The 11,876-nt window shown below is 61.1% G+C and carries 9 protein-coding genes; 2 read left to right on the top strand and 7 right to left on the bottom strand.

Annotated features, from left to right (window positions below):
* Positions 1-27 precede the first annotated feature (27 nt).
* The 7 genes from caiB to HMPREF0043_RS02175 form a co-directional block, all read right to left on the bottom strand.
* The gene (caiB, locus tag HMPREF0043_RS02205; RefSeq protein ID WP_021601188.1) at positions 28-1,236 is read right to left on the bottom strand and encodes an L-carnitine CoA-transferase; all 1,209 of its coding nucleotides are present in this window, start codon (positions 1,234-1,236) and stop codon (positions 28-30) included.
* Between the two features lie 118 nt (positions 1,237-1,354).
* Positions 1,355-2,488: a crotonobetainyl-CoA dehydrogenase gene (gene caiA / locus HMPREF0043_RS02200; protein WP_021601187.1), complete on the bottom strand. Its 1,134-nt coding sequence runs from the start codon at positions 2,486-2,488 to the stop codon at positions 1,355-1,357.
* 19 nt (positions 2,489-2,507) lie between these two features.
* The gene (gene aes / locus HMPREF0043_RS02195) at positions 2,508-3,500 is read right to left on the bottom strand and encodes an acetyl esterase (protein WP_021601186.1); all 993 of its coding nucleotides are present in this window, start codon (positions 3,498-3,500) and stop codon (positions 2,508-2,510) included.
* Positions 3,500-4,912, bottom strand: coding sequence for an MFS transporter (locus tag HMPREF0043_RS02190; RefSeq protein WP_021601185.1), 1,413 nt, complete (start codon positions 4,910-4,912; stop codon positions 3,500-3,502). Before HMPREF0043_RS02190 ends, aes begins: the two co-directional genes overlap by 1 nt.
* Before the next feature lie 318 nt (positions 4,913-5,230).
* Complete coding sequence (locus HMPREF0043_RS11375) at positions 5,231-5,674, bottom strand: hypothetical protein (RefSeq protein ID WP_021601184.1); 444 nt, start codon at positions 5,672-5,674, stop codon at positions 5,231-5,233.
* Positions 5,675-5,689: 15 nt separating this feature from the next.
* Positions 5,690-7,393, bottom strand: coding sequence for a sodium:solute symporter family protein (locus HMPREF0043_RS02180; RefSeq protein ID WP_021601183.1), 1,704 nt, complete (start codon positions 7,391-7,393; stop codon positions 5,690-5,692).
* Between the two features lie 104 nt (positions 7,394-7,497).
* On the bottom strand, positions 7,498-8,490 hold the full coding sequence (locus HMPREF0043_RS02175; RefSeq protein WP_040317651.1) for a Gfo/Idh/MocA family protein: 993 nt from the start codon (positions 8,488-8,490) through the stop codon (positions 7,498-7,500).
* A 249-nt stretch (positions 8,491-8,739) separates the two neighbouring features.
* On the opposite strand from HMPREF0043_RS02175, the gene HMPREF0043_RS02170 reads away from it, so the two are divergent.
* Positions 8,740-9,108 carry a hypothetical protein gene (locus HMPREF0043_RS02170; RefSeq protein WP_040317650.1) on the top strand — a complete coding sequence of 123 codons (369 nt, stop codon included), beginning with the start codon at positions 8,740-8,742 and terminating at the stop codon, positions 9,106-9,108.
* A 51-nt stretch (positions 9,109-9,159) separates the two neighbouring features.
* Entirely contained in the window at positions 9,160-11,790 is a 2,631-nt protein-coding gene (locus HMPREF0043_RS10945) for a hypothetical protein (RefSeq protein WP_156897479.1), read from the top strand.
* The last annotated feature ends 86 nt before the right edge of the window (positions 11,791-11,876 follow it).

Below are 11,876 nucleotides of genomic sequence, written 5' to 3'. Positions count from 1 at the left end.
CGGGCCCCGCGGCCCGCCCCCGACGGCTCAGTCGCCGAATCTCACGTTGCCGGAGGCCTCGAAGCGTTCGATGTCCTCGTCGTCGAACCCGGCTCGCCTCAGGACGTCGCGCGTGTCGTACCCGAGGGGAGGGGTAGGCCGCCAGAAGGCGCCGGGGTTGCGCGAGAACTTGGGGAAGGTGTTCAGGCCTCTGACCTTCCTGCCGTCCGCGTTCTCCCATTCGATGAAGCACTCTCGCTTGTCCACGTGGTCTTCGGCGAGGATGTCGGCGAACTCGTTGACGGCCTGGGCGGCGATCCTGTGGGCGGTGAAGTCGCGTTGCACGTCCGCCTTGTTCTGGGTGGCGAGGTACTCTTCAAGCTTCCGTTCGATCAGCTGGGCCTTGGGGCCGTCGAGCCACAGGGCGGAGGTGTCCTCCGGGTAGTCCTCGGTTCCCCACAGGTCGCCGAGCCCGATGGTCTCGAGCAGGTACTTGTTCTGCGGGACGCCGTAGACGCACAGCCCGATGTACCCGTCCTTGCACTTGTACTCGCCGATGGCGCACAGGTTCTGGTGCCTGGCTCCGGGGCGGGGGTAGAGGGTTCCCTCGTTGAGGTAGTCCATCATGTAGTAGGTGCCCACTCGCAGGAGGGTCTCGTACATCGCCAAGTCGATGCTCTCCCCTCTCCCGGTGGCCTTGGCCTTGTGGAGGGCCGCCAGCGCCGAGGAGACGATCATGAGGGAGTTGAAGTAGTCGCCGGAGTAGGGGGCGATGTTGGTGGGCTGTTCGGGGGTGCCGTTCTGCGCGATGATTCCCGCGTACGCCGCCACCGTCAGGTCGTAGGCGGCGCTGTTGACCCGTTCGGGGTCCCCCCATTGTCCGAACCCGGAGACGTGGACGATGACGAGCTTCGGATTCGCCTCCCACAGCATGTCGTCGGTGATGCCCTTGCGGGCGAACGTCGGGCCCTTCGAGGCCTCGATGAAGATGTCGGCGTCCCCGACGAGGCGCAGGAGGATCTCTTTGCCCTCGTCGGAGAAGGTGTTGATCGAGATCGAGCGCTGGTTGCGCCGCTCCATCTCCTTGGTCCACGTGGTGTCCCGCATCGAGTCGCCCGTCCACGTGTTCTCGATCCACGTGACGTCGGCTCCCCATTCGGCCATGATCTCCGCCGCGGTCGGGGCCGCGATCTCGACGGCCGAGTAGACGACCTTGACGTCGTCGAGGGGGCCGAACGACGGCTTCGTCGTTTCCATGTTCAGCCTTTCTGCTTTTCCGTTGTGGTTTGCTCTTCGCTTCCGGGCGCCGCAGCGCGCAGGGCCCGCCCGTTCGCCGGCTCGGGCCGCCTCGCGCCCCGGGCCGGCGGATCGCGCCTCAGCGGTACTCCTTGAGGGCCGCGCGTCCCGCGGTCAGGAGCATCACCTCGTCGGTTCCCCCCGACACCCGGTCCACGCGCAGGTCGCGGTAGAAGCGCTGGACGCGGTGCTCGCCGGTGATGCCGATGCCCGCGAGGACTTGGAGCGCGTCGTCGACGACGTCGAAGGCGGCGTGGGAGCAGTAGTACTTGGCCATGGAGCAGTCGCCCCGGCCGAGCCGGTCGTTGTCGGCCTTCCAGGCGATCTCGAAGAGCATGTTGCGCATGTTGGTCAGGCGGACCTTCATGTTCGCGAACTTCTCCTGGATGAGCTGATGCCGGGCGATCGCCTTGCCCCCCTGGACGCGCTGGTTGGCGTAGACGGCGGCGTCCTCGAAGGCGCAGTAGGCCTGTCCGTAGTTGGTCAGGGCCACCAGGAAGCGCTCCAGGTCGAAGTCCTTGACCCCGCGCATAAAGCCGTTGCCCTCGGTGCCGAAGAGGTCGGATTCGTCGAGCTCGACGTCGTCGAAGTAGATCTCCGCGCAGGAGTCCATTCGCAGCCCGAGCTTGTGGAGGGGCTCCTTGGTGATCCCGGATTTGGACATGTCGACGAACCACTCGGAGTACACGCTCATGTCGTCGGCGTTCCTGGCCATGACGACCATGTAGGGGACCCTCATGCCCGACGTCTGGAAGGTCTTGTGCCCGTTGAGGTAGACCTTGCCGTCGCGGCGCGTGTAGGTCGTGCGCATGTCGTCCCACGAGGATCCGGCGCTGGGCTCGGTCATCGCGTAGTTGAGGACCTGCTCGCCGGTGCCCACGTAGGCGAGGACGGCCTTCTTCTGCTCTTCGGTGCCCTCGCGGAGCACGGTGTCGAAGCACGGCAGCTGGTAGAGGACGTAGGTCGGGCCTCCCATGCGGCCGAGCACTTCGTAGGCGGCGGCGAGCGTCGACCAGTCCAGTCCGAGCCCGTCGTGCTCTTCGGGCAGGAGGATCCGGTCGAATCCGATCTCGCAGACGGCCTTGACCCATTCGACGGGGTACTCCGACTTCTCGTCGCATTCGTGGAAGTACTTCTCCCACGGACGCGAGCGCATGACCTCGGCGAACCCCTCGACCATGAGGGCCTGGTCTTCGTTGAATGAAAAGTCCATTGAATTGGTTCCTCAATCCTTAATCGTTTGTCGTCGTAGTGGCGATCGCTCGGGCGTGCGATCGATGGAATTCCGCGGCGTGCGCGAGGGCCTCCCGCGCGGAGTCGAGCAGTCGGCTGTGGTGGAGGAAGCCATGGATCACCCCCGGGAACTCCTCGTAGCGCACGTCGACGCCGGCCAGCTTGAGCATAGTGGTCAGGGTGCGCGAATCGTCCCTGAGCGGGTCGAATTCGGCCGCCGCGACGTAGCAGGCGGGCACGCCGAGCGAGAAGTCGCCCGCGAGGAGATCGAAGTAGGGGCTGGACTGGTCGGCTTCGTTCTCGAAGTAGAGCCCCCTGTACCAGGCGTAGTCCTCCTCGGTCAGCCCGTCCCACGGTCCGCCCAGCAGGCGCATGGACGTCGAGTCCCTCATGCCGTAGGAGCCGTAGAAGAGCAGCAGGCAGGCGATGCCGTCGGCGGCCCTCTCCTCGTCGCGCAAGTGCAGGAACGCGCCCAGGGCCAGGTTGGCTCCCCCCGAGTCGCCCGCTATCGACACTCCTGCGGGGTCGATCCCCCACTCGTCGCAGGATTCCCGCAGTGCCCGGATCGCGTCGACGCACTCCTCGAGCGCCTGCGGGAAGCGGGCCTCCGGGGAGAGCGTGTAGTCGACGGCCAGGACGGCGGCCCCCGTCTCGGCGGCCAGGGTGCGGGTGATCCGGTCGTGGGTGTCGAGGTTGCCGAGCACCCACCCGCCGCCGTGGATGTAGACGATCACCGGCAGCCTGGGGGCGTCGCTCGGGCGGTGCATCCGCACGGGCACCCGCCCGTGGCGCGTGGGCAGCGTCCCGTTCCGGGTGGAGGCGGGAGCCGGCCCCCCTTCGTTCCAGAAGGCCCGCTCGCGGTTGTACGCCTCGCGCATCTGCGCGAAGCTCTGGTCGGTCGAGTAGGCGTCGGCCGCGAGCTCGCGCTGTTTGGCCACGGCCGCTCCCATCTGCTCCGACCAGAGGGCCGGCACGTCGAGTTTGCGGCCCATCACTTCTCCGATTCCGAGAACGGAGAGGAGGAGACGGCGGCCGCCTCGCGCTCTTCGGCGTCGGCCTCGGCCGGGATCGGGGCCGAGTCCGGCCCGTCCTCGGCTGTGGAGGGCCGGCGGCGCACGTACCACAGCAGGAGCATGGCGAAGGCGGCCGCGAGGATCGCCGAGACCGCGAGGATGATGAAGATCATCTTGTAGGCGCTGGCTCCCAGCTTGTCGCCTCCCCGCTTGGCGTCGTCGATCATGGCGCCGAACCACGTGGAGGAGAAGGTGTCGGGGAGGAATCCGACGACTGAGAGGATCCCCGTCGCCGTTCCGAAGATGGTCAGGGGCACCTTGCCTTCCGTCAGCTGGGAGGAGACCACGCCGAATACGCCGTTGGCGATGAATCCGAGCAGGACGATGATCGCCGCGGCGACGTAGACCATGAAGGCCTTCGTCGGCAGGACGGTGAACACGAGGAGGCCGCCGGCGGCCACGACCGAGCCGTAGAGGATGACCCGGGACGGCGAGCCGACCGTCTTGGCCAGGAAGCCGAAAGCCGGCCCGGACAGGAGCGTGATGCCGTAGGTGCGGACGATGGAGATGAAGGTGACGACGCCGAGCGCCGCGCCCATGACGTCGCTGAGGTACGGAGTCGTGTAGGCGACGCCCGTGTAGTAGAAGTAGACGCAGAACATGCAGGCGGCCGACATCCACACGACGGGGTTCTTCAGGGCCTCGATGAGCTCGGCGGGGCTGAAGGAGCTCTTGTCCTTGTCGATCTCCCCCTCGAACTTCGGGATGAACAAGAAGGACAGGATGGCGAGGGCCAGGATGAAGGTTCCCAGGAAGATGAGGAGCGCGCGCACGCCTCCCTCGATCGAGTCGGCGAAGAGCTTGATGATCCACAGGTTGATGAATCCGACCACGAGCCCCGCGGCTCCGTAGATCCCGTAGGAGACGCCGATGTTGCGCGGGTAGGACTCCTCATCGGAGACGAGTCTGACCAGCTTGTAGCGGATGCCCCACCATATGAGGATGGTGGTTATCCCCATCCCGACGAAGACGAACATGAGGGTGTTGAAGGACGGCAGCAGCGCGTAGACGTAGGTGAGGACGGCGGTCAGTCCGAAGCCGACCCACGAAAGGGTGCGCACCCTGATCTTGTCGGCCACGATCCCCGATGGAAGGTAGCAGATCGTGGCCGTCAGGGCGTAGGCGCCCAGCAGCTTTCCCAGCCCGGCGTTGTCCGTTCCGATGGCCTTCATCAGCGGATCGTAGAAAACGTTCTTCAGGTAGGCGGGCGTGTAGATGATCGACGAGCCCATGGAGACGAGCACCAGGAGGAACCACCGTTGGAACCCCGTCAAGTCGCTCGTGCGGCGTTCGCCGCGGGTTATAGAAGGCATGGACGTCCCTTTCGTCATTGAAGGAATACGCGGCCGCGCCCATTGCGTCCGCGAGTGAAAAATTGGACGGGCAGTGTCCAAAAATGAGGTTCTGAGCGGCTGGGATCCGCCCCCGGAGGCGGTGAGCGGCCGGCCGGAGCACTTTTCGTCGTCGAGTGCGCCGAGCGGCCTGCGCTTCGCGCCAGACCATAGCTGAAAGGTAGCAGCGCGGCACGCCCTTCCTGCGACCAAAGGTCCCGAGGGCCGCCTTCCTACACCAGTGTGCGCTCGCCTGCGGACTCGGCGCACGAATTCTCAGTTCCCATAGCTCACCCGGCGGCTCTCAATTCCCACAGCTCACTCGGCGGCGTCGGCGCGGCCGTCGATCGGCGGGGACATGCATTCGACGCCGTCCTCGGGGTCTGCGATCTCGGCCTCCCCCACTTCGGGCGGCCGGAGCACGAGCCATGCGGCGAAGGCTGCGGCGAAGGCGATCATGCCGACGCCGGTCCACAGGTCGAGGTTGGCCCCGCCGGCCTTGGCGAGGTCTTCGTCCGTGACGAAGCACAGGCCGTAGCAGGAGAGCATGAGCCCGAAGACGAGGAACATGGCGGCGACCCAGGCACGGAGGTCCATGAGCGCGACGCGGGAGAACCGCGGATACCGCCCGGCCCGGTTCCGCCCGGGGTCCGGGAGCGGCTTCGCCGCGTTCCGCCCGCCACCGTCCGGGGCGGTGCCGGCGCCGGCCTCCACCGCTTCGCGCGGGGCGGTCTCGGCGGGTTTGCGGGTGTCGTCGGGCATCGGATTCCTCCTCCGTCAGCCTACCGTGAGATTGAGAATGACGAGAACGGCCATGACGGCGATTCCGAGCGGCCACGGGTTCTCCCACCACGTCAGCGGGCGCCCTTCGGCGACCCGCTCCCGCTCGGCTTGGATCGCCGCACGGTGCAGATCGGGCGCGGGGTAGCTGCCTTTGACCGCCATCTTCGTACGGCCCCACACGAGCCCGTCGAGTTCTTCGACGGGCTTGGGCGCCGTCCTCAGGGTCACGAGGACGGATACGGCGACATCGAACACGAAGGCCATGCCGCTGCCGGTGAACGAGGCCGCCTGCTGGGAGTTGAACTCCCACAGCCCGTTCGAGTAGGCGATCTGGACGCCGGCCGCGCCCGCCGCGCCGGCGACCAGGCCCCACAGGCCGGCCGGGCCGCTCATGCGCTTCCAGAACATGCCGAGCACGAACGTGGCGAAGAGCGGCGCATTGAAGATCGACTGGAGGAGCTGGATGTAGTCCTGGATGTTCCGGAATTCGGCGGCGATGAAGGCCGCGCCGACGGCCACGAGCACTCCCCCGACGGTGAGCTTGCGCCCGATCCGCAGATAGTACGCGTCGCTGCGGCCCTTCTTGACGTAGGTCTGCCACAGGTCGTAGGTGACCACCGTGTTGAAGGAGGAGACGTTGGCGGCCATGCCCGCCATGAAGGCCGCGATGAGGGCCGCCAGGGCCAGCCCCACGAGGCCGGTGGGCATGACACGCCCGATCAGGGCGGGCAGGGCTTCGTTGTACTCGAGCTCGCCCTCGGCGAGCTCCGGGACGAGGACGGCGGCCACGAGCCCCGGCATGATGATGATGGCCGGCAGGAGCATCTTCGGGATCGCGGCGATGATGGGCGTGCGCCGCGCCGCGGACATGTCTTTGGCCGACAGGGCGCGCTGGACCTCGGTGAAGTTGGTGGTCCAGTATCCGAAGGAGTTGACGAAGCCCATGCCCAGCAGCAGGGCGATCCAGTTGCCGTAGGGATTGGTGGTGTTCCTCAGCCCGGTTCCGCCCCACACCGACAGGCCGTTCTCCCCCAGAACGGCGTTGGTCCGCAGGGCCTCCAGCAGTCCGTCGATCCCGCCGACGCGGATGAGCCCGCCGACCGTGAGCGGGACGAGGAAGGCGACGATGATGAAGAACTGCAGCACCTCGTTGTACATGGTGGCGGTCAGGCCGCCCATCGTCGTGTAGAGGAGCACGACCCCGGCGGCCGCGATGATGGAGGCCCACAGGGGCCAGCCGATGAGCACGTTGATGAGGAGGGCGAGGGCGAACAGGTTGATCCCGGCCACGAGGATCGTCGCGACGGCGAAGACGACCGACTGGTACATGTGCGTGGGCCGGTTGAACCTCAGGCGGAGGTATTCGGGCACCGACCGGACCTTCGAGCCGTAATAGAAGGGCATCATGATCAGGCCGAGGAAGACCATCGCGGGCACGGCGCCGATCCAGTAGTAGTGGACCGTCGCCAGTCCGTACTGGGATCCGTTGGCCGCCATGCCGATCAGCTCGGTGGCGCCGATGTTGGCTGAGAGGAAGGCCAAGGCGCAGATCCAGGCGGGCAGGGAGCGCCCGGAGAGGAAGTAGTCCTCGCTCGTGAGCACCTTCCGCTTCGTCACGACTCCGATCGCGATGACGAAAAACAGGTAGACGACGACGAACGAGTAGTCGAACACCGTCGCGTCGAGCCGTAGATCCATCGGTAGATTCCCTTTCGGTGCGTGCCGTCGTGGAACGCACGCGCTACAGGCTACCAGCGCCGAGCGGCGCCGAGCCACCAAAGCGCAGGCTCGCAGGCCGAAGGCTAGGAGACGCGGACAGGCCGGCCCTCGCGCAGGGACGTCCCGCAGGCGATGGCGATGCGCAGGGATGCGAGGGCGTCGTCGATCGTGGCCGGAACCGGGGCCCGCCCGGAGACGACGTCGAGGAAGGCGTCGAGTTCCCGCTCGTAGCAGTCGGCGAAGCGGGCGATGAAGTCCGCCCACGGCTCTTGCCGGGGGTAGGCGACGCCCGGCTCGAGGGAGCGCACCGGCAGCCGTTCGTCCATTCCGACCACGTCGGTCCCCTTCGTGCCGTGCAGCTCCATCCGCACGTCGTATCCGGCGCCGTTGAAGCGGGACGAGTGCGCGGTGGCGAGCACGCCGCCGGTGAGCCTGAGGAGGACGACGGCCTCCGCCGCGTCTGCGAAGTCCGCGAAGTCGGGCAACCCGAGATCGGTGCCGTAGACGACGACCTCTTCGACCTCCAGGCCGGTCACCCAGCGCAGGGCGTCGAAGTCGTGGATGAGGCAGTCCTTGAAGATCCCGCCGCTGGCGGCGAGGAATTCGCGGGCGGCGGGCGCCTGGTCGAGCGTGCCCATGTGGACGCGGCGCAGGTCGCCGATCTCCCCTTCGGCCAGCCGCTCGCGCGCCGCGGAGTAGGCGGCGTCGAAACGACGCTGGAAGCCGACGTGGACGGGGATGTTCGCTTCCTTCGCGGCGGCGTTCGCGCGCCGGGTGGATTCGACGTCGAGGGCCACGGGCTTCTCGCAGAAGATCGGCACTCCCAGCCGAGCGGCTTCGCAGAGGAGGCCGGCGTGGGTGTCGGTCGGAGTGGCGAGGACGAGTCCGTCCAGATCCTCGGAGGCGAGCATGCCCTCGGGGGAGCGCACTTCGGCACCGTGCAGCTCCGCGACTCGCCGGGCGCGCCAGGAGGCTGGGTCGGCCACCACCAGCTTGCCCGCCTTCTTCGCGAGGATGCCCGCGTGCATGGCTCCGATGCGTCCCGCCCCGAGGAGGCCTATCGTCTTCCCTGACATGGTGTGCTCCTTTCCCAGAGGAAGCATGCACCGGAATCGAGCCGTGCGGCAACCGGTAGGGGCCCTCTCCACTGCTCGCATTCGTCGCATCGGCGCGGCTTTTCCCGATTCACCGCACCGGCATGCGTTTTCCCAGAATTTCGACGAAAGACAAAAGGGCTACGCTCCCCAGCCAACCGTTCGCCGACGCCGCCCCGCTCCCGTTAACCTTTGAAAGACCATTCCAGCGATTCACAGAAGGGGGACTTCGTGGCAGGCGAAGTGCGTTTCGACCGCGACGCGGTCGGCATCAAGGCCCAAGCGGCCTGGACGGACAACCAGATGTTCATCAATATCGCCGATGGAATCGGCGAACTCTCCTCGGATGCGGGAAACGACGTCACAACGCTGCCGATCGACACAGTCGGTGGCGAAGGGCGTACCGACAACGACGGCACCGCAACGCTCAAGGAAAGGGCCAAACTCCTCGTCAACACCATGAAATCGGTGACTCTCGAGCTTTCCGACGCATGCTCGACTCTGGGCTCGGGGGCGGAAACCGCTATCGGAAACATGGACGCCGCGGAATCGCAGGTCACACAGGATTTCGCGTTCATGATGTCCTCGAAGCCTCAGTAGAATCATTATTAATGCTTAAATGCAATTAAACGAAATGGATTGGAAAATATAATGGTTTATGATGTATCCGGCTCCAGCGCCTTACCACAGCCTGCTAAAGACACAACAATCGATCAGGTCGCAAACGCCTTACGCAACGCCGGTAGCGCAATGAGTGACACTCAGGTTATATCCCAAACAGCAGTAGTTGAAGGTTGGGTCGGCGAAAGCGCAAATCAATACGTCAGCGATGTAAACGAAATAAAAACAGCTGTCGAAGGTGCACAAACTTCAATTGAAAGCTCAGCGCAAGCATTAGTTACCTATCAAACGGAATTCACTAACCTAAAAGCGAAAATCACTGCTCATCAAACCACATGGGATGATGATTTGAAAACTTATAAAGAGGCTGTGGCGGCGCAGGAAGCTGATAGGGAAAATGCTCGCAATGAGTCTGCTCAGAATGACCCCGGAGGGACATTCGATTCGTCTTCGTGGGACAATGAAATCTCCAAACTCAAAACAAATATAGAGAATAAGCAGAAAGAGACTGCGAAGCTATACAATGCAGACGTCGAAGCGGTGGACAGCGCCGCTTCGACCGCCGCCAATTCGATCAACGCCGCACTCGAAGTCTATATCCCAGGCATCTCTTCGGGAGAGGCCGCCGCTGTCACACCGAACCGATCAGATTTGGGAGTGACGATGTTCGGAGGAGGCACTGGGCTACTCGCCGCGCAGACGAAGTGGGAAGATGCCATGACGGATGCGCCTCAAGCGGCGAGACTGCTCAATCAAACGGATCCAGATACAGGACTCCCCACAGAAGCTGCCCTCAAAAAATTCAACGAAAAATACGGCAACCGTTTAGCCAGCGATCCATATTTCGCTTCTGCTCTTCTGAACAAGATCGGTGCGGAGAAACTCTATTCGATTGCTGGAAAATCGACTGACCAAAACATCCCCGCATCTTATGTTTCCGCCTTGAAATCCTTCACCGAAAATGTCGGAGCTGGAATCATCCTCGCTACCGGAGGAAACTCAACTCAAAATACTGAAGCAATATCGAACTTCAATTCTGTGGATAAAGCGTTGAGCATTGACGGAAAAACCAGCGTAGAAAGTTGGCGATCCAAATTCCAAGGTGATCTCATTTCAAATGGCCAAAAGAAATATAGTCATGACGGAGAGGTCATCACAGAAAATCGTACGCAAATATCATATCTTGGATATGAGTTATTGGGTCAGTACATTGGACATGGCGCAAAAGCACACCCCGAGCTTTCCCTAGGCGACGACTTCCTCAACGGAGTCAACGGAGAGAATGCGGTGGGCAAGGCCATGGTGAAATGGGATGCCGAACACCCGAGAAACTTTGATCTCATAAATGCAAGCGCTGGTTCCGGTCCTTCTGGAACAGCAGAACTTAAATACGGAAAAAATGGAATGTTTAGAGATGGTCTTTCATGGGATTATCTACAAAACATGTATGAAGCCATGGATAATAATCCCGATGATACACCGGCGCAGAAATTTATGAATTCCACTTTGAAATGGGATGATGATCATAATGGCGATACTCCTGATAAAGAAATGAACATGACCCGTTATCTTGTGGGTAATCGAACTCAAGTAGGAAAGCCGGGCGATCTTACACTTTATTGGCCTGATGATAAAGGCGAAGCTCTTGGAAGGCTCATTAACGAAATATCCGGCGATAGATCGAATAAAGACTCAGTCAACATCGCTTCTAACTTTCTTGAAGGATATAATGATGGTATATCTAGAAACTATGACGACGATTGGGGATTCGGCAACCAAGATAAGGTCGAAGCACAAGACATATTCGGATACCGCAATTCTAATATGCGAAATTGGGCCGGGCAAATACTTTCACCGTATGCAGATGATATAGCACAATATTTGGATGATCCTTCTAATAAAAATGGTGTTCATTTACCTGAAAATTCAAATAGGTATCAACTTATGTTTGACAGTAAAATGCAATCGAGTTTACTCGCAAAAGATGGAATTATAGCCGATTTAGCTTGGGATAAAGGTGTCGATGGCCGTGCTCCAGCCCGGGAAGTGCTTCTAGCATCAACAATGGTGAAGTCTGATCAAGCATTTAGTGAGGGATTTGCATCTAACTCGCCTACTAAATACACCGATTTACGTGATAAAATTCAAAATTATAGCAAATTGTATGAAGCACTATATGAAGTTCCTGGAGCAAATGAAACAGCTTTGCATAATCATATTGCTGAGCGGAATAAAAATATACAAACTGTTATTAATGCAGGAGTTGGAATGATTCCTTGGGGTGACGTTATTACGGATAAGGGCGCTGAATATGTCTTCAATCAAGTCAAGGCAAACGGATTGTCACCTGCTTTAAATGAAGCATTTCCAACCAAGATAAAAGAATATGATCCCTCAAATGCAAATAACAGTGTAGAAAACTTAATGAGAGATCAATTGGAACGTATACGTTATGAAAATTATCAACACAGTCACCCCGAAGCTACTCCATGGAATGAGCTTTCAGCAGATGAAAGAGAATATTTCAAACAAGGAGCGACGAATCCTGAATCTAAATATTATGAAAATGGAACATATTCACAGTATAAATCAGAAATATGGAATAATTTAACAGGAGATATCAATGACGCTAAAGAAGAAAATGCCGAGGCAGGAAAATAACATTTGATAATACAATGTCTGAAATGTAAATAGAACACTCAAGGAATGGTTTTTAAACTTTTCCAAAATGCTCTAATGATAGCCGC

This window comes from Actinobaculum sp. oral taxon 183 str. F0552 (assembly GCF_000466165.1).
GTDB lineage: Bacteria > Actinomycetota > Actinomycetes > Actinomycetales > Actinomycetaceae > Peptidiphaga.
The sequence above is the reverse complement of the archived record's forward strand: the minus strand, read 5'-3'. Positions and strand labels throughout refer to the sequence as shown.

What these genes read in the sequence shown, in the direction of transcription:
- caiB (WP_021601188.1), bottom strand. Translation starts at nt 1,236, where the DNA reads ATGGAAACGACGAAGCCGTCGTTCGGCCCCCTCGACGACGTCAAGGTC.
- caiA (WP_021601187.1), bottom strand. Translation starts at nt 2,488, where the DNA reads ATGGACTTTTCATTCAACGAAGACCAGGCCCTCATGGTCGAGGGGTTC.
- aes (WP_021601186.1), bottom strand. Translation starts at nt 3,500, where the DNA reads ATGGGCCGCAAACTCGACGTGCCGGCCCTCTGGTCGGAGCAGATGGGA.
- HMPREF0043_RS02190 (WP_021601185.1), bottom strand. Translation starts at nt 4,912, where the DNA reads ATGACGAAAGGGACGTCCATGCCTTCTATAACCCGCGGCGAACGCCGC.
- HMPREF0043_RS11375 (WP_021601184.1), bottom strand. Translation starts at nt 5,674, where the DNA reads ATGCCCGACGACACCCGCAAACCCGCCGAGACCGCCCCGCGCGAAGCG.
- HMPREF0043_RS02180 (WP_021601183.1), bottom strand. Translation starts at nt 7,393, where the DNA reads ATGGATCTACGGCTCGACGCGACGGTGTTCGACTACTCGTTCGTCGTC.
- HMPREF0043_RS02175 (WP_040317651.1), bottom strand. Translation starts at nt 8,490, where the DNA reads ATGTCAGGGAAGACGATAGGCCTCCTCGGGGCGGGACGCATCGGAGCC.
- HMPREF0043_RS10945 (WP_156897479.1), top strand. Translation starts at nt 9,160, where the DNA reads ATGGTTTATGATGTATCCGGCTCCAGCGCCTTACCACAGCCTGCTAAA.